The organism is Photobacterium aquimaris (assembly GCF_002954455.1).
Taxonomy (GTDB): Bacteria; Pseudomonadota; Gammaproteobacteria; order Enterobacterales; family Vibrionaceae; genus Photobacterium; species Photobacterium aquimaris.
This window is the reverse complement of the sequence record NZ_MSCC01000002.1, coordinates 945908-963139: the sequence shown is the minus strand read 5'-3', so window position 1 is coordinate 963139 and position 17232 is coordinate 945908. Positions and strand designations below refer to the sequence as shown.

The 17232-nt window shown below is 37.6% G+C and carries 18 protein-coding genes; 14 read left to right on the top strand and 4 right to left on the bottom strand.

Going from position 1 to position 17232, the window contains the following annotated elements:
- Positions 1-3: 3 nt before the first annotated feature.
- On the bottom strand, positions 4-1476 hold the full coding sequence (gmtY, locus tag BTN98_RS15060; RefSeq protein WP_060998812.1) for a gamma-mobile-trio recombinase GmtY: 1473 nt from the start codon (positions 1474-1476) through the stop codon (positions 4-6).
- A gap of 300 nt (positions 1477-1776) precedes the next feature.
- Between gmtY and BTN98_RS15055 the strand changes: the two genes are divergently transcribed.
- From BTN98_RS15055 to BTN98_RS20380, 3 genes are all read left to right on the top strand, one after another.
- Positions 1777-2442 (top strand): response regulator transcription factor, encoded by a 666-nt coding sequence (locus BTN98_RS15055; protein ID WP_060998813.1) that lies wholly within the window; start codon positions 1777-1779, stop codon positions 2440-2442.
- Positions 2443-2518: 76 nt separating this feature from the next.
- Positions 2519-3850, top strand: coding sequence for an ATP-binding protein (locus BTN98_RS15050; RefSeq protein ID WP_082732182.1), 1332 nt, complete (start codon positions 2519-2521; stop codon positions 3848-3850).
- A 67-nt stretch (positions 3851-3917) separates the two neighbouring features.
- Positions 3918-4160: a hypothetical protein gene (locus BTN98_RS20380; protein WP_162271144.1), complete on the top strand. Its 243-nt coding sequence runs from the start codon at positions 3918-3920 to the stop codon at positions 4158-4160.
- Here BTN98_RS20380 and BTN98_RS15045 read toward each other — a convergent pair.
- Positions 4096-4296: a PAS factor family protein gene (locus BTN98_RS15045; protein ID WP_065190119.1), complete on the bottom strand. Its 201-nt coding sequence runs from the start codon at positions 4294-4296 to the stop codon at positions 4096-4098. The two genes, BTN98_RS20380 and BTN98_RS15045, sit on opposite strands and share 65 nt — an antisense overlap.
- 670 nt (positions 4297-4966) lie before the next feature.
- Between BTN98_RS15045 and BTN98_RS15040 the strand changes: the two genes are divergently transcribed.
- The 3 genes from BTN98_RS15040 (at position 4967) to BTN98_RS15030 (ending at position 6596) form a co-directional block, all read left to right on the top strand.
- Positions 4967-5206 carry a hypothetical protein gene (locus BTN98_RS15040; RefSeq protein WP_060998817.1) on the top strand — a complete coding sequence of 80 codons (240 nt, stop codon included), beginning with the start codon at positions 4967-4969 and terminating at the stop codon, positions 5204-5206.
- 56 nt (positions 5207-5262) lie between these two features.
- The gene (locus BTN98_RS15035; RefSeq protein ID WP_060998818.1) at positions 5263-6063 is read left to right on the top strand and encodes a RecX family transcriptional regulator; all 801 of its coding nucleotides are present in this window, start codon (positions 5263-5265) and stop codon (positions 6061-6063) included.
- Between the two features lie 326 nt (positions 6064-6389).
- Entirely contained in the window at positions 6390-6596 is a 207-nt protein-coding gene (locus BTN98_RS15030) for a hypothetical protein (protein WP_060998819.1), read from the top strand.
- A 54-nt stretch (positions 6597-6650) separates the two neighbouring features.
- Here the strand turns inward: BTN98_RS15030 and BTN98_RS20375 are convergent, their stop codons facing one another.
- Together BTN98_RS20375 and BTN98_RS15025 are read right to left on the bottom strand one after the other, a co-directional pair.
- Entirely contained in the window at positions 6651-6827 is a 177-nt protein-coding gene (locus BTN98_RS20375) for a hypothetical protein (protein WP_156451840.1), read from the bottom strand.
- Between the two features lie 235 nt (positions 6828-7062).
- On the bottom strand, positions 7063-7494 hold the full coding sequence (locus tag BTN98_RS15025; RefSeq protein WP_060998820.1) for a hypothetical protein: 432 nt from the start codon (positions 7492-7494) through the stop codon (positions 7063-7065).
- 406 nt (positions 7495-7900) lie between these two features.
- On the opposite strand from BTN98_RS15025, the gene BTN98_RS15020 reads away from it, so the two are divergent.
- The 8 genes from BTN98_RS15020 to BTN98_RS14985 all read left to right on the top strand — a co-directional run bounded on the left by BTN98_RS15020 (position 7901) and on the right by BTN98_RS14985 (position 17047).
- A complete protein-coding gene (locus BTN98_RS15020) occupies positions 7901-9991 on the top strand; it encodes a TonB-dependent siderophore receptor (protein WP_060998821.1) in 2091 nt (696 codons plus the stop codon).
- Between the two features lie 187 nt (positions 9992-10178).
- The gene (locus tag BTN98_RS15015) at positions 10179-10952 is read left to right on the top strand and encodes a DUF3450 domain-containing protein (protein ID WP_060998822.1); all 774 of its coding nucleotides are present in this window, start codon (positions 10179-10181) and stop codon (positions 10950-10952) included.
- A 1-nt stretch (position 10953) separates the two neighbouring features.
- The gene (locus tag BTN98_RS15010; RefSeq protein ID WP_060998824.1) at positions 10954-12321 is read left to right on the top strand and encodes a MotA/TolQ/ExbB proton channel family protein; all 1368 of its coding nucleotides are present in this window, start codon (positions 10954-10956) and stop codon (positions 12319-12321) included.
- Positions 12321-12854 carry a MotA/TolQ/ExbB proton channel family protein gene (locus tag BTN98_RS15005; RefSeq protein WP_060998826.1) on the top strand — a complete coding sequence of 178 codons (534 nt, stop codon included), beginning with the start codon at positions 12321-12323 and terminating at the stop codon, positions 12852-12854. Before BTN98_RS15010 ends, BTN98_RS15005 begins: the two co-directional genes overlap by 1 nt.
- Positions 12851-13255, top strand: a complete 405-nt coding sequence (locus BTN98_RS15000; protein WP_036789967.1) for an ExbD/TolR family protein — start codon at positions 12851-12853, stop codon at positions 13253-13255. Before BTN98_RS15005 ends, BTN98_RS15000 begins: the two co-directional genes overlap by 4 nt.
- A complete protein-coding gene (locus BTN98_RS14995) occupies positions 13255-13905 on the top strand; it encodes an energy transducer TonB (RefSeq protein ID WP_060998828.1) in 651 nt (216 codons plus the stop codon). The genes BTN98_RS15000 and BTN98_RS14995 overlap by 1 nt, the downstream gene beginning before the upstream one ends.
- Entirely contained in the window at positions 13905-15092 is a 1188-nt protein-coding gene (locus tag BTN98_RS14990; protein WP_060998830.1) for a tetratricopeptide repeat protein, read from the top strand. Before BTN98_RS14995 ends, BTN98_RS14990 begins: the two co-directional genes overlap by 1 nt.
- Before the next feature lie 338 nt (positions 15093-15430).
- Positions 15431-17047, top strand: coding sequence for a phosphoethanolamine transferase (locus BTN98_RS14985; RefSeq protein WP_105030029.1), 1617 nt, complete (start codon positions 15431-15433; stop codon positions 17045-17047).
- Positions 17048-17232: the final 185 nt, after the last annotated feature.

The following is a 17232-nucleotide window of genomic DNA, read 5'->3' as shown; positions in this document are numbered from 1 at the left end:
TCATCATGAGGACCTTTTAAATTTAGGGTAGCGACCAGAGAAAAGTCCATCAGGGTCAATATTGGAAAAACCATGCTCTAAAATGGTTTTCCAACTTATTTCAACATCCTCTCGAAAGACATTATGTTGTTTTTTATCCAGTTGCTCAGTAGCTGTTTCTAGCGCATGACTGACATCTCTAATGCCAGGTTGTGTATATATGGTTTGTGATATTAGAGATGAGTGATGCATCGCTTTTTTAATTAAGAGGGGATCAATTTTTGCGTTAGATAAACGGCGACCATAAGCATGACGGTGGCCGTGTGGAGATCGTCCTTCTGGTTTGGAAACTATCTGATTGATCCGTGCCATCGCTGCCTTATAGGATTGATTATAAGCATTGATTGTAAGTGGAGTACCAAGATTTTCTTTAGAAAATGAAACAAATGCATATGGATGTTTACGCTCTAGTGGCAATAAATACAATAGGTGTTGCTGCCATAAGAAGGCAAATATCTCTCCGAGATAGTTAGGGAACCAATGCAGTTGAATATAATTATCCTGGTGATCAACTAAACGCGTTTTCCAACCAACTCGTGCTGTTCCTGCGAGTTTATTACGTGGTATGAGCCGAAACTCTTCTGCAAGATAGGCCGCTCGTGTTCTGTGCTTTTTATGACCGATCCAGTTGTTAGGCGCTTTGCCATCTTCAGGATGGTAGAGACGAACGATAACGTTATTGGGCTTTTGAGGATCATGGAACACATCATCAACCCATAGATGCATAGCATCACTTATTCGAACACCAGCTCCATGCATTAATAATAAAATGAGTTGGTCACGCATGGCTATACGAGGATCTCTGGCAGTGCCAACCCCTTCAATGAAGAATGATTTAAATAGGTTTTCAGGGAAAGATATGGCATCACCATCAACTTTAATTACATCTTTCTTCCCTCGAACTTTACGTGTTTTTCGCATAGTATCTGAAATACCTTTAGGTTTGATATGACCTAAAAAGTGGTATTGGTTTTTCTTATGCCAAGCTGCGTAATTCAATCTTTCTTGGTGTGTGCTTGCTTCAATAAAAGGATTAAGACTGATGCCTCTGTTATTTATTTCCAGCCAGTCAGTTAAGCCATTTAACGCTGATAAGAGCTGATTAACATTGCTTGCTTTTCTAGGTAGCCAAAATAATCCAGATGGATCGTAACCTTGAGCATCTATGGTTCCATCGGAAAGACGTTGTACGAAGTGTTGGAATAAGATATCAGGGCAGGAGAATAGATCGCGATTCGCCTCCATATATTCAAGTAGTAATTGACATGCAAATACCACTCGGTTCATCCATGGAAGACTTTTATGTACTGATTGGCTGAGAATATAATCGAGAAGAGGGCTAAAAACGCCATGTTCAGTTAATAGCACAGGAGTATGGAGTAAGGCACCTGTGTTATCGGTTCTAATGCTTGCTTGGGTTTTTACCAAAGTAACCATGAAACCTCATATAAAGACTTAAGCCTTTAGTATATATAGTACAGGTTTCACTATTGATCTAATTAAAAAGCCAGAGCAAGATCATTATCTTTCTCTGGCTTTAGATAGCTTTTAGTATAGTTCTAACAGCTATAGATATAACTTATGGTTGTATCAACAGCTAAAACGTATTTAAATGCATCACTAATCAGCACCTTAATCTCATTAATATCGACAATGATGAGCTGATTGTTGATGCATGGTTGAATAGGCATATTAAGCATATTACTATGCCGATGTTTTCTTTATGGGTGATAAATTGTGTCAAAGATATTAGTTGTTGATGATGATATTCAGTTGTGTGAGTTACTGACAGAAGTGCTTGAAGATGAAGGCCATGATGTGAGTTGTGTTCATTGTGGTGAATCAGCGATTGAGTATCTACAAAATAAAGGTGTCGATTTAGTTTTACTTGATGTGATGTTGCCTAATCTTGACGGTATGCAAGTTGCACGGCGTATTTGTCAACGGTTTGCGACCCCGATTTTAATGCTAACGGCGTTAGGTGATGAAGCAACCATGCTGGATGGATTACAAGCTGGAGCGGATCACTTTATAACTAAACCGTTTAAAGTACCTGAATTACTGACACGGATCAGTGCGATTTTACGCCGAGTTGGACTTGAGCGACAACGACATCAGATCCGTTCTGGTGCAGAAAACATGGCAGCAGAAATGTCGCGTTTACCATTAACCAGCACTGAAGCTGAATTGTTAGAATATTTAATTAAACATGACGGTATTGTGGTCTCAAAAGCTGAACTACAACAACAAGTTCTAAAAAAAGAACTGAGTCCTTTTGACCGTAATTTAGATATGCATATCAGTAATATACGCCGTAAATTCGTGTTGGCTGGAATGTCTAAACTGCACATTAAAACGGTACGAGGCCGTGGTTATAGTTACACCGAAATGGTTAATCAATAATTAAAAGGATCATGGTGTGGAAAGCCTTTCTCAGCGTAAAGCATGGTATAAACCTCATCAACAGCATGGTCTGGTTATGCGGCTTTTTTCGTATTTTACCGTGAGTTTATTATTAATATTATTATTGCAAAATTTAGCTGAAATAGCGTTAGTTAAAACGTTGCTGCATGTGCCAAAAAACGTCCAACAAAAAATGCTGGTAATGGCGGATGAAGCTCAGCAACTTATTGATAATGGAAATAAGCAGCAACTTAGTGAGTGGGAAAAAAAGCAGCCTTATTATTTATTTGTATTAGACAAAGACCAGCATGAAATGGGAACGAGAAAAATGCATCCCCATTTTGCGTTTAAACTAAACTATGCGCGTAGTATTAATGCGCTATTAGATTCTCGAGTGAATCAGCCTATCTTTGCGATCCCATTAAAAGATGGTAATCAATTAATGGTACAACTGCCACATCAATTGCATCCTGCTAAATATTTTTCATTTTATTTCGGGCTGATTCAAGTTGTGATCGCTGTCTTAATCTTATTTATGTTTTCATTTCTTATTGCTCGATATTTACAACGACCATTAAATACTTTGCAAGAGGCGAGTCGCAGCTTGGCTAATGGTGATTTTTCAGTACGGGTCGCCAACACTGTTAAAGATAGTACTGTTGAATTTAAATCTCTTGCTGCTGATTTTGATGAAATGGCAGAACAAATTCAGAGCTTGTCTGAACGTCAACGACGATTAATACGTGATGTGTCGCATGAGTTACGCACACCATTAGCACGGCATAATTTATCATTACATTTAATGAGAAAGCGAGTAGCACCAGAATTTCAGCACCTTGTTGATCGATTAGAGCATGAATCAGAAGAAATGAACCAGCTGGTTAATGAGATCCTAGAGTTCAACCAATTACAGAACACCACTGAAAATGTTAATTTGATCCCCGTTGATGTCGAGAGTTTATGCTTAACCACGGTACCTGATACCAAAACATTGCTTGGAAAACAGCAAACATTTATTACCGATATTGATAATAATATGCCTTTAGTAATGGCTGATAGCCGCTTGGTTGTTCGCGCTGTAAATAATTTATTAGGCAATGCGATTAAATATGCCGGTGATCATGCTCAAATAAGCTTAGTTTCAAGGCTGGTGGTTGTAGATGGCAAACAATTTGTACAATTAAGTGTGGAAGATGATGGACATGGTATTGCTGAACAGCATCTAAAGCGTATTTTTGATCCCTTTACACGTATTGAAGGTGCAAGAGATAAGCAATCTGGCGGATACGGGCTTGGTTTAGCGATTGTTAAAGAAGCAATGTTGGTTATGAAGGGTAGCGTTCATGCTGAAAATCGTCATCCTCAAGGGTTATCAATTCAATTGTTATTACCAGTAATGAATAGCTAATGATAAACATAAATAGCTATTATTTAGAACAGATCATATAAAAGTGCACCCCTTAGATTACTTTAAAGTGCCAAATTTACGTAATACTGATTTTACGCCAAAAGAAACCAAGGCGATGGTTGCTTATCTAAAAACATTAACCAACCCTAATTGTCATGATATAAATGGTCAACAAGTGTGTAATAGCGCAAAAGATCAAGTTTGGAAGCAAGTAACAGGGCGTAAACTACCAACTGAAACTTACCTTAATTGTTTACTGTATTGTGAAAATCTGCATTGCTCTCAAGTATTCCTGAACTTGCTGGTCTAAGCGCATTTGAATATAAATCTCTTTGCTTGTTTAAAGGTAGATCTAATTGGTCATATAGGTTTTGGCGAATTTTTGCATGTTGTTCTGGTACATTATTCGATAGATCTATAAGAGTGTCATAAATGAGACTTTCAATTTGATTCATAGTTAAATCCTTAAAGCTATTTTCCTGTGGCTTAATGTATTTCTATAATTTGATATTTATAAAAAATTATCGAAAAGATCGGTGAGTCTTTAGCTCTGAGGGCGTTGACTGCTAGAGTAACGATATTTGTTACTCCATTATGTTAGTTCATTATTTGAAATTTTCGAATGTAACTCGTTAAAGTGTTAAATGATTATTAGTATACAATAAGCAATCAAAGGTATTTTTCTTCAAATAGATTGATTATGTTGTAGTTTTTAATGGTAACGTTGCCGCTAGTGTTAGCTGGCATTCATCTATGAGCAACGATAAAGAAACGAGTTATATTGTTGCTTCTTTTCTTGCTCTGGTAATTAATGCGACCTTAGACATAATAACTCCATTATAATATTTCCATTAAGGGTAACTGACATTATCATTAATTTATACGTTATAAAGGTGGACGATATTTATTTCCAAAAATAAGTATAAAATAGTATGTAGTGATATATTTTTATTATTAGTTTACGAAATTGAATAATATAATTGATTGTCTTAATGCTGTAGATTAAATATTAGCGGTAGTTAGTAAACAAGTGTTACAGTATGATGGCTTTTTTCAATGTGACAATACGTATATAATTGTAATTTAAAGACATGCTTTACTTCAAAAGGATTGATTATGTTATGGTTTTTGATGGTTACATTACCATTAGTATTAGCGGGTATTCATAAATTGTTGTTGGTCTTAGATGTGTATCCGCATAATAACAATGTGTTTATTATTCCGGTTATCATTGTTTGTTACTGTATTTTCGCTGTGAGTTCAGCGTTTGATCGCGATGCGTTACCTGCGGTATTAATTGCTATCTATTATATAGCGTTAACAGTGATAACAGTAAAGGCCACCATACGTCGATAAATTAGATATTTTTATATAATCAATGTTCGATTCGTTAAATAGTGAAGATAAATAAAATGAAAAAACCGTACCCAGCTAAAACGATTCAAAATGTGATTAACAGTGCTATCTATCATTTGAATTTACGAGATCATAGTGAGCATGAACTGCGCAAAAAACTAGAAGCAAAAACAGAACAGCAAGATTGGATAGAAACTGTATTACAACAAATGAAAGATTTTGGTTATTTAAAAGATGATCTTCCATTTGCACTGCATTTTAGTGAGAGAGCATTTTCAAATGAATACGGACAGCAATACATCAAACAAAAACTGAAAACCAAAGGTATTCCAGAAAGTATCATTGAACAAGCCTTAGCTGAGATCATCGATAAAAATCAGGTATCAGAACTTGCGATAATAACCAGTCGCCTAAGTAACTATGAGGATTTTAGCCAAACGACGCAAGAAAAAGTAACCAATGATCTTACTAAGCGTGGATTTAGTTTTCAGGACGTTTCAACGGCAATCACCGAACACGCAGCCGCAGATACGTTATTAAGTAAAGCAAAAATCAAAGGCATGAATGCAGATTTAGAAACAGAAGTACTGAAGTTAGTGCGTAAGCTCAAAGGCAAAACAGTGATAAAGCAAGAGCTTAAAATGAAGCATGTTGATATTACTAATCTTGAGCAAGTATTCTACGATTTAGAAGAAGCGGGTGAGGTAGATTTTTATGAAAATTGCCAATTAGTGCTAGCCAAAAAGCGGTTTGATTTGTCGAATTTTAAAGATAAAAGTAAAGCTTATGCTTATCTTTCATCAAAAGGCTATAGTTCGGATGAAATCAAAGAAGCAATGGCAGCAGCCAGTAACTAAAGCTGCCTGTGCTGTAGCTTAGAAACAAAAATCGACGAGGGAAGTCGGAAAGAATCAAGTTCACTGCCGCACAGGCAGAATGAGTGTTACTGATATGCTATAAAATATAACTCTACGTGCCATTTGTTATTTTAGTCAGGAAAGGTAAATTAAGACCATATGGTTATGCTTATTGGGTATGGTGGTGTTATATGGCCAGCATAAGATATTTCGTTGATAAATCATATTATTCATATTGTTAAGAACTTATCAGTAAAACATTGAAGGGTAAATCCTTGATGTTTATCATGCAACTACAAAGGATTTGTAGCTGTTTGGAATGAGTCATGAACAAAGAAAAATATAACAATATTGCGAATCATATTTTTAAAGCGGAAACAGTCAAAGCTGCGGTTTATGATGTGATTACTCAGAGCATGACAGCATATAGAGCAGAGATTGTTCATGGTGTAACCCCTAATACTTTGAATCGCTATGTAAAGAAATTTAATCTTGAACTAGATTATTTACAAAGTATGGGTTTAAAAAAGTAATATATTAAAGTCCAGTGCTAGCTGGACTTTCTTAGCAAACAGAATAATGCCGTGCTAATTACTTCTATTTTCAAAAGCAATCCAAGCCTTTTCTAATGCAATAAGCCCTCGATCTATTTCTACACGATCCTTTTTTTGAATAATTAATTGCCTCACTTGATTTTGCAGCATAAAAATATGTTGGCGTTCATCATTTATAAAGTAACGTCTTAATTTTTTAGCCTGATCCATATACTAAAAATCCAGTGAAGTGTATGGATAAAATGGTACATTTATTGTGGTTATTATCAAGTGATAGATGATGCAATTGTTAACAAGTTGGCTTCTGCGTATCAATTGTGGAACAACTTTATTAATAATATAAATAGTAGTAAAAACAATAAATTGCTGTAAATTTTATTAATATGCGACAAGGACGGCAAGAAGTACCCGTTATTAATTAATAGTAATAACGGGTAGGGGATAATTATCGAATAACGTTTTTGAAGTGCTTCTTACGTGTAAATAGGAAGTCAACATCGGGCGGAAAGTCTTTATTGTTTTTAGCATGTGTCATCATGTCAAAGACTTTAAATTCTGCTAATACAGCAAATGGATACGCTTCAAATTCACCTTCACTATTAGCTTGTAAAGTTGGATCGTAATATTTACCGTCTTTAAAAATAATCGCTTGGTCAATGATAGTTGCTTCATTACAGCGATAACCTAAAACATAGCGATCCCCACGACAATAAATGACATTCATATAGCTGTTATAGAATGTTTCATTTTCTGTTGTGGTACAGGCTGCTAATGCCTCTGGTTCCATTGCCTCTACTGTGACAATGCGAACTTTCTCAGCAATAAAATTGCGTTCTTCTAGTTGTTGACGAATAGCTTCAAGACTTAATTGGGTCACTTTAAATACCGCAGAAATCAATAAAAACGGCGGAATTATACGCCCGTTTGTTGTGAAAGTCTTTGAAAAAAACAGTATTGAGTACGGAATAATTGGTTGGGTTTGTGAGTAAATGTCAATAAAACGCGACTTTATTATTAGTTTCGTTAATTGACAAAAAATTTACGAATGCAAAGAATGTAAATTTAACTGCAAATGGTAATGGTTATCACTTATATTCTTGTTTAAAGATTGACAGCACAATAACGTCACTGTCAAGCAACCGAAACTATTTGAATCTTGTAGCGCCTTATACGTAGCATCTTTAAAAACCTACATTCAGTTAGTTTTTAAAGATGCGGTATTAAGTAACAACCTATTCAATTGGTTTTATTCTCAAAGATACGGTAATTGGAGATAACGGAATATGTTTTCTAAGAGTCAGCTAACACTATTGATTGGTGCAGTATTGTCAGCACCGATTGCTCATGCAGAAATTACAAATACAGATGAGCATATGGTGGTCACTGGACGTGATTATGGCTATAAGGCTGACACGAATTCGACAGCAATGCGAATGGAGATGACTCAATTAGAAACTCCAGGACAAGTTTCTGTTATTGATGAGAAGCTAATTGATGAGCAGCGTGCAAGCACCTTAGGTGAAGTGCTACAGAATGACGCGAGTATTTCTGCCGGTGGTACTGGTCGTAACCGTGAGCGTTTTTCTTTACGTGGTTTTGAATTAGGTAGCAGCAGTGGTTTCTTGCGTGATGGCCACCAGCATTGGTCTCATTACCGTCAGCCAGTTGAGCTGCTTGAGCGAGTTGAAGTAATGAAAGGCCCAGCAGGCCTGCTTTACGGCAAATCAGCTCCTGGTGGTTTAGTAAATATGGTTGCTAAAAAACCAACTTACGATACTCAAGTAAACTTTAGCCAAGATGTGGGTTCAAACAATCATACTCGTAGTGTGCTAGATGTTAGCGGTTCACTTAACCAAGACCAAACACTACGTGCACGCGCTGTTGTTGCAAAAGAAGATTATGATTCATGGCGTAAATACGGTGATGGTTCTACCCCTTCAACTGACCGCTTTGTCGGTGGTTTATTTGTTGATTATGACATCAATGATGATGTGACAGTGTCACTACATTATGATCGTACAAACGATAAAGGCAGTGTAGATTCTGGTGCTTATATTGTTGACGGTAAGCCTGTACTTGGTCGTGATCATGTGTGGGATGCACAGTGGTCAAAAATTAATAACGAAGTTGAAAACTACGGCTTTGATGTTAAAGCACAATTGAATGATACATGGGCACTGAATTCTGGCTTTAACTACCAAGATTTCAAACGTCATGATAAAGAAAGTTACCCTGACTTCACTAATTTTGGAGAATCAGGTTTAGTGAAGCAAGGTGGTAATGATCGCCAAGATCATTGGACATTCAAAACTGCGTATGCTGATTTCGTTGGTGAATTTGATACTCTAGGCATGCAACATCAGCTATTAGTGGGCTCTAACTGGTTAGGTTATAGCTATGATCGTTACCAACGTTCATTTAACTCTGTTGAAGTGGCACCAAACCAATCATCACCAGTTCCTAGTTACAAACCAGGTAAGCCAAGAGAATCTAACTCATCTTACAATGCTTGGGGCTTCTACGCACAAGACATGGTAACAATTAACGATTATTGGCAAGTACTTGCTGGTGTTCGTTTTGATCGCCAAACCCAAGAAGGAAAAGCAGCAGAAGAAGCAGTATCACCAAAAGTGGCTGCGATTTTCCACCCAGCAGAGAACGGTTCTATTTACTTAGCTTACTCTGAAAGTTTTGAACCTCAAGGCACAGTATCATCTGGCTCTAAGAACTACGTTAATGATGGTGAGCAACTTGATCCACTTCGTGGTAAGCAATATGAGCTAGGTACTAAGTGGGAATTGCTAGATAATCGACTATTTGTGTCAGGTGCAGTATTTAACATTACACAAGAGAATTCGACGATTGATGTTCAAGTTGGCAACAATCTGTATAAGAAAACGCAAGGTGGTGAGCGCGTTCACAATGGCGCAGAAATTGCGTTACAAGGTAACGTAACAGATAAGCTAAGCATGAGCGCATCAGCAATGTACCTTGATGCAGAATACACGAAAGATCAGAAGTACCAAGGTAATCGTCCTGTTGATGTGCCTGAGTTTGCAGCTAGCGTATGGACAACATACAACGTAACTGAAGCAACGGATGTTAACCTTGGTGTGATTTATGAAGGTTCTCGCTTCGGTGATGCAGCAAATACCTTTAAGAAAGATGCTTACACGCGCGTTGATGTTGGTGTTGCACATACTTATAAATACGATGACAAATTGGATATCATTGGTCGTGTAAATGTAGAAAATCTGTTTGATACAGATTATATGGCAGGTGGTGGTTCAACCAGCAGTGATTACGTTGGTGCGACTGGCGTGACATTAGGCGAAGGCCGTAACTTTATGGCAACCATTGAGTTTAAATATTAATAAGTAAACTGAATAAAATAAGGGGGAAGTATTAACTTCCCCTTGTTCAGATCTGTATGTTTCAGCTTATAAACTGTTATTTACAATAATTATTGTTTATAGTTTAGCACTTTTTGCGATACTTTTTATTTTCAATATTCCCTTTTTGTTTTTTTGGGTTATTACAGATAACGATTGATTAAATACTATGAATTTTATTAAAACTAGCCTTGCTATTGTTATTCTCAGCGTCACAACTGGTGCTTATGCATCTAATCTAGATACCGCGCGCTCGATAGAGAACAAGACCAATACTGCGTCTGCTTTAAGTCAGGATAAGATCGATAAAAGTGCCGATTCTTCGTTGGCAATGAAAGCCAGTATTGAACAACTGCAAGAAGAAGTAAAAAACCTCACTGTTTATCATGATCACTTAGCACGTTTGGTGTTAAATCAGGCGCAAGAAGTAGCTTCGATTGATCAACAAATTGCAGATATAAAGCAAACTCGCCAAGGTGTAGTGCCGCTAATGTATCAAATGATTGATGGCTTAAAGACGATTGTTGAAAACGATAAGCCTATTAAACATCAAGCACGTTTAGCGCGCATCAATAAACTTGAAACGATGATGTCACAAGCTGATATCAGTGATGCTGAGAAATTCCGTCGTATTTTAGAAGCCTACCAAATTGAAATGGATTACGGCACTAAGCTTGCGGCTTACCAAGCAAAAATTACCCTCGCCGATAACAAAACAATTGAAGTGAATGTGCTTCATTTAGGACGTATTGCGCTGGTTGCACGTAGCTTAAATGGTAGTCATTACTGGAGTTGGAATACGGCAGCTAAACAATGGCAAGCTGTTGATGCAAGTGAAGGCGCTAATATAGACAAAGCGTTTGCAATTGCCGATAACCAAGTTGCACCAAGTTTGATTACCTTACCTGTTTCTGGTTCACCAACTAACGTAGAGAGTAAATAACATGAAATTAAAAGCGTTAGTTGCTGCCCTTTGTGTCGCAAGTATGCCATTTGCCGTGAATGCAGAATCGGTGGTAAAACAAGCACAACAAGAACAAAAGCAGCAAACACAGCATAATATTCAGCGTGAAGCGGGTTTTAACCATACTCAGCAAACGGTGAAAGCACAATATGATGCATTAGTGGCTGAGCGTAATAAGCTCAAAGCCGCCACTGAGGTATTAAGTACAACCTTTAGTACTAACGAACAACATTTATCAACGCTAGAGCAACAATTACGTTTAGAAAGTGGCAGCTTAGGCGAGCTATTTGGCGTAGTGCGTCAAACCGCTAAAGAAGTTCAATCTGAACAGCAACATGCCGTAACAGCGATTGATAACAGCCAAGATAATGCCGTTGTAAATGACATTGTTGCCGCTAAAGCATTACCATCAATGGTACAGCTACAAGGCTTATGGCAAGCAATGACAGATCAGATTGTTGCTAGTGGCCAAATTGCCAAAGTAAGCGTGCCATATATTAATGGTGATGGTGAGCAAAGTAACGTTGAAGCATTACGTTTAGGTAGCATCGGTTTAGTGGGCGACAACGGTTATTTACGTTGGGACGGCAGTCAACATGTTGCTATGGCGTATTTACAGCAACCTGAACATGCACCGACATTGGCAAATTACGATCAGCTTGTATCAACAGGTAATCAAATGCTAGTCGTTGATCCTTCGCGTGGAGTGATGCTAGAGCAATTAGCACAGTCTCCGACGTTAATGGATCGCCTACAAGCCGGTGGTGCTGTAGGTAAAGTGATCCTATTGTTGCTTGCTATTGGTGCCGGTATTGCGATTTTCCGTGGCACAAAATTGGTGCTGATTCGTCAACAGATTAAAGCGCAATTGAAGCAACCATCTAAGCCTGGTAATAACCCTTTAGGCCGTGTTCTTGCGGTATATAACAAAGAGCAAAGCCGCAGTGTTGAAGCGTTAGAACTGCGTTTGTTAGAAGCGATTGTGGATGAGCAACAAGGGCTAGAGAAAGGCTTATCAATGCTAAAACTGTTTGCAGCTTTGGCACCGATGCTAGGCCTGTTGGGTACAGTTACCGGTATGATAGAAACTTTCCAAGTGATCACTCAGTTTGGTAATGGTGATCCTAAAGTGATGGCCGGTGGTATTTCAATGGCATTGGTTACCACAGTGTTAGGCTTAGTTGCGGCAATGCCACTGTTACTGGCGCATAATATTTTAAGTTCTCAAGCTGAAAATATTCGTATGATCCTTGAAAAGCAGGGCATTAGCTTAGTAGCGGAACAAGCCGAAAAAAATGATAACAATGGTATCAAGAATTCTGGCATGACAACTGAACAGGCAGCCTAATGGATAGCAGCATATTACAAAGCTGGTGGTTTTCACTGTCGCATTTTATGGCGCAAGGCGGTGTGATCCTGTGGTGGTTAGCTGCGGTTGTTGCTGTGTTGTGGTTATTAGTCTTTGAGCGAGTTATTTACCTTGCATTTTACTTTCCACAGCAGCGACAACACTGGATAGCATTATGGGCAGCACGTGCTGATCATCAATCGTGGTATGCCCATGCTATTCGTGATGGCTGGTTAGCTGATGCAAAAATAGCATTAAACAAAAACCTTAATTTTATTAAAGTGTTAGTGGCTATTTGTCCAATGCTAGGATTGCTTGGTACTGTGACAGGTATGATCTCTGTGTTTGATGTTATGGCAACCCAAGGCAGTAGCCAACCTCGATTAATGGCGTCAGGGATATCACTGGCGACATTACCGACTATGGCGGGTATGGTAGCCGCATTAGCAGGGATGTTTATTCATGCTCGATTGGCAAAAGCGTGCCAAATGCGTGAGTTGAAATTAGAAAAATCATTAAGGAGTCAGCAATGAGACTCAGTCGTCGCTCGTCAGTGCGTGAAGATGCACAAATAGATTTAACCTCGATGTTAGATATCGTTTTTATCATGTTGATTTTCTTTATTGTGACTAGTTCTTTTGTACGTGAATCTGGAGTAGAAGTTAACCGCCCTCAAGCAAGCCATGTTGTTAGTCAAAAAGATGCTGGTATTTTTGTGGCGATCACCGCAGCAAATGATATCTATATTGATAAGCGAGTGGTTGATGCTGAACGTGTGCAGGCAACACTTGAACATATGCTAACCGAACAGCCTGATGCAGCCTTAGTGATCCAAGCTGATGAACATGCTTATAACGGTACGGTTGTTAAAGTAATGGACGCTGCAAAAGGTGCAGGGGTGAAGAATATAGCTCTGGCGGCGGAGAAAAACTAATGATGCGCATATTGATGGCATTGCCATTGGCGCTGGCGATGGCTTTAGGTTTGTTTACGCTAATGGCATGGATGGTGGATAACGGTAATCATCAACCACAAGATAATGCGCCGCCGTTAGCGTTTAATATGGTGATGGTAGAACACGAGCAAGCGCCACAACGTCGTCAGCGTGTTGCTCCACCGCCACCAGAAACACCGACGCCACCACCTGAAGCGCAACCATCACAGTCACAAGCAGCAACATCAACTGCAATGCCGATGGCATCAATTCCAAGTTTGGATTTGGATACATCGATTCACGGTCTAGCGGTTAATGCGCCTAAATTTACTGATTTTAGTAGCGCCGCAGCGATCGGAAATGGTTTAGGTAAATCGCAACAAGCTATGCCACTTTATCGGGTTGAACCACGTTATCCTTCGCGAGCTTTGCGTCAGGGTAAAGAAGGTTATGTGGTGCTTAAATTCACCATTGATACTCAAGGTAGGCCGATTGATATTGCTGTTATGGATGCTAAACCACGACGTTTATTTGATAAAGAAGCGATTCGTGCGTTACGTAAGTGGAAATACCAACCACAAGTTGTTAATGGTACTGCAATGGCGCAGCAAGGGCAGACAGTACGTCTTGAATTTAGGTTGAATCAATAATGAAAAAGATCGCTTTTATTATCGCGTTAACCTTATCGGCCTCACTGCCATTATCTTATGCTTATGCAAGTGGTGGTCAGTTATCACAAGCAACGGCTAATAAGGTACAGCGCGCCAATAACTTACAATTAAATGATAAGCTTGATCAAGCTATCGCTATCTTAGCTGAAATGAACCCAAGTGCTGCGTATGATAAAGCCTATGTTCAGCGTATGTTAGGGGTGTTTTATTGGCAACAAGGTAAAACATCACAAGCAGTGAAATTGCTAACAAAAGCAGTAAACAGTGGTTTGTTGAAAGATGATCAAGCTTGGACAACAGAGCGAATGTTGGCCGATATTCTGCTTTCAGAGGCCAAATACAGCCAAGCATTACCGCATTATTATAAGTTAACTAAAAATATTCCGGCTAAGCAAAAAGGTTCTGAATTGTGGTTACGCATTGCGCAAGCGCATTATCAGCAATCACAATGGCAACAAGTGCTTACCGCAATGAAGCGTTATGACGGTTATCGTGTTAAAGATAGCATGTCACCATTATCAATTAAGCTAGGTGCACAGCTTCAATTGAAACATTGGCAAGGAGCTTCGGCAACGCTAAATCGTTTAATTGCATTAGAACCAAATAAGTTAATTTGGTGGCAGCAATTAGCAAGCATTCAGATGCGTACCGGGAAAAATGCCGATGCATTAGCGACATTAAAGCTTGCTAAGTATCAAGGTGTTGCACTGAGTCAGCAAGATCTTAAAGTATTGGCCCAATTGTATGCTCAACAAGGCATTCCAGAACGGGCAGCTGAACAAATTGCTGTGTTGAAGGATGCAAATAGCGACAAGACATTATTGATAGAGCAAGCAAACTATTGGCAAATGGCACGCGAGTGGAATAAAGCGATCAAGCTATGGAGCAAAGTTGCAGCCAAAGATAATCATTATCGGTGGCAATTAGCACAATTATTAGTTCAAGAAGGCGATTATAAACAAGCTTTGATTGAGTTAGATCGCGTTAAGCGTAAAGATAAACGTGCAGAAGTGGAATTAGCTAAAGTACGGGTTTATTACAAAATGAATAATCTCGAACAAGCGATTATTCATGCGAAGCAAGCCGATAATATTAAGCCTTCTTCTGCTGCGAAAAGTTGGGTTAAATATTTAGCTCAAATGCGTAAGATGGATGCAAGTGCTTAACTAATAGAGTAATTATTGGATATATTGTTAGTTGTCTGAAAGGCGAGCCATTGAGCTCGCCTTTCTTATTTTTAAGAATGTAAAAAAATAAAATAACAATATGACTTTTAGTAAGTATTTATCGTGGTGCTTTGGACGTGATTAAAAATCATATGATAGCAATAAAAATATTATTGTAAGTTGAAATTTAATACTTAAAAATCATTAGTAAGACGATAAGGGTATTTAATATGTTTTATTTTAGAAGTATACTTATGCATCTAAAACGTGCTATTGAGTTATATTATTATTTTAGGTTAAATAAATGAAGTGTTCTTCCTTTTTTTTTCAACGAAGAAATAAATTATAATATTTTAATTTTTTATATTGCTTTATATTTTGGTCTTATTTTAAATATCCCATTATGGCAAACATTTTATGAAATACTATCAAAATTAGAAATGGTGAATGTAGGGTTTATAATATCATTACCTATATTTCTCATTGCAGCACTTAATATTATTTTTCAACTTTTTGCATGGCCATATTTTGGACGTGTTTTATTTGGTATTTTAACCTTTGTTTCAGCTATTACCGCTTATGCTTCATACCATTATGGCGTTATTTTTGATTATGGTATGATTGAAAATATTGTTGAGACTAACAGTGGTGAAGCATCATCATATTTTAGCCTATCTGGTCTTATCACTATTACCATTTTTGGTGTTATTCCTTGTTTATATATCATCAGTGTAAAAGTAAAAAAACAATCTTTTATTAAGAATTTTATAATATATAAGGCAATATCTATTATTGCTTCTATTATTGTTATTTTCTTAATTGCAGCTTTTTTCTATAAAGATTATGCGTCTGTTGGTCGTAACAATAAATATCTTAATCGTGTAATCAATCCATCTTATGTATATACAGCTATTAAATATATTGATATAACCTATTTCATGAAGCCGATTGCTTACCAAGAAATTGGTACTGATGCTAAATTGGTTACTACGGCAACATCAAACGGTAAGCCGACCTTATTTGTATTTGTTTTAGGGGAGACCGCGCGTTCCCAAAATTATCAAGCTAATGGTTATCCTCGTCCAACAAACCGATATACTCAGCCTGATGATATGATTTCATTTAAAAATGTTTCATCGTGTGGTACTGCTACAGCTGTATCGGTTCCTTGTATGTTCTCGGCAATGGATCGTCGTAATTACAAAAAAGAAATCGCTTATAATCAAGATACATTCATTGATATTCTACATCGCGCAGGTATTTCTATGTTGTGGAAAGAAAATGATGGTGGTGATAAAGGTGCTGGCGATCGTATTCAAAAAATAACCTTAAGTCATAGCGCTACCAATCCTTTATGCGATGGCGAATCATGCCTTGATATGGCGTTATTAGAAAACTTTGATCAAGATGTAGCGAATATGAAAGGGAATAAGTTTATTACGCTACATATTATGGGAAGTCATGGGCCCACATATTATAAACGTTACCCTAAAGATCACGCATTCTTTAAACCAGACTGCCAACGAGCGGATATTGAAAACTGCACACAAGAACAAATAGTTAACAGTTATGATAATACTATTTTATACACTGATTATATGATTAGCCAATTGATTCATAAGTTAAAAAGCTACAGTGATAAATACAATACAGCCTTATTTTATATTTCAGATCATGGTGAATCGTTAGGTGAGGATGGACTCTATTTACACGGCACTCCTTACAGCTTAGCGCCTAAATATCAAACTACTGTTCCTATGATGATGTGGTTTTCCAAATCATTCATACAAGATCGAGGTCTAAACCTCCATTGTCTTGAAAATATAGCCAATAATGCTGAGAGAGGGGATTACTCACAAGATAATGTGTTTAGTTCTATGCTAGGCATTATGAATGTAAAAACCTCCGTTTATAAACCTCAGCAAGATCTATTTAAGCAATGTCGTAGTTATTAGATATCATGGAACAACACTAAAGCTGATAAATAACCCCTAATAATATTTTATTAAGGGTTTATATTTTATAATTACTATTATTGTCGCACCTCGCACCTCGCATTTTCGTAACTCGTTTCTAACCAACGTAAACAATGTAAATTGAATGCCAATAAGAACGATTATCAATTAAATTATCATTATTC

What these genes read in the sequence shown, in the direction of transcription:
- gmtY (WP_060998812.1), bottom strand. Translation starts at nt 1,476, where the DNA reads ATGGTTACTTTGGTAAAAACCCAAGCAAGCATTAGAACCGATAACACA.
- BTN98_RS15050 (WP_082732182.1), top strand. Translation starts at nt 2,519, where the DNA reads ATGCGGCTTTTTTCGTATTTTACCGTGAGTTTATTATTAATATTATTA.
- BTN98_RS15040 (WP_060998817.1), top strand. Translation starts at nt 4,967, where the DNA reads ATGTTATGGTTTTTGATGGTTACATTACCATTAGTATTAGCGGGTATT.
- BTN98_RS15035 (WP_060998818.1), top strand. Translation starts at nt 5,263, where the DNA reads ATGAAAAAACCGTACCCAGCTAAAACGATTCAAAATGTGATTAACAGT.
- BTN98_RS15030 (WP_060998819.1), top strand. Translation starts at nt 6,390, where the DNA reads ATGAACAAAGAAAAATATAACAATATTGCGAATCATATTTTTAAAGCG.
- BTN98_RS20375 (WP_156451840.1), bottom strand. Translation starts at nt 6,827, where the DNA reads ATGGATCAGGCTAAAAAATTAAGACGTTACTTTATAAATGATGAACGC.
- BTN98_RS15020 (WP_060998821.1), top strand. Translation starts at nt 7,901, where the DNA reads ATGTTTTCTAAGAGTCAGCTAACACTATTGATTGGTGCAGTATTGTCA.
- BTN98_RS15015 (WP_060998822.1), top strand. Translation starts at nt 10,179, where the DNA reads ATGAATTTTATTAAAACTAGCCTTGCTATTGTTATTCTCAGCGTCACA.
- BTN98_RS15010 (WP_060998824.1), top strand. Translation starts at nt 10,954, where the DNA reads ATGAAATTAAAAGCGTTAGTTGCTGCCCTTTGTGTCGCAAGTATGCCA.
- BTN98_RS15005 (WP_060998826.1), top strand. Translation starts at nt 12,321, where the DNA reads ATGGATAGCAGCATATTACAAAGCTGGTGGTTTTCACTGTCGCATTTT.
- BTN98_RS15000 (WP_036789967.1), top strand. Translation starts at nt 12,851, where the DNA reads ATGAGACTCAGTCGTCGCTCGTCAGTGCGTGAAGATGCACAAATAGAT.
- BTN98_RS14995 (WP_060998828.1), top strand. Translation starts at nt 13,255, where the DNA reads ATGATGCGCATATTGATGGCATTGCCATTGGCGCTGGCGATGGCTTTA.
- BTN98_RS14990 (WP_060998830.1), top strand. Translation starts at nt 13,905, where the DNA reads ATGAAAAAGATCGCTTTTATTATCGCGTTAACCTTATCGGCCTCACTG.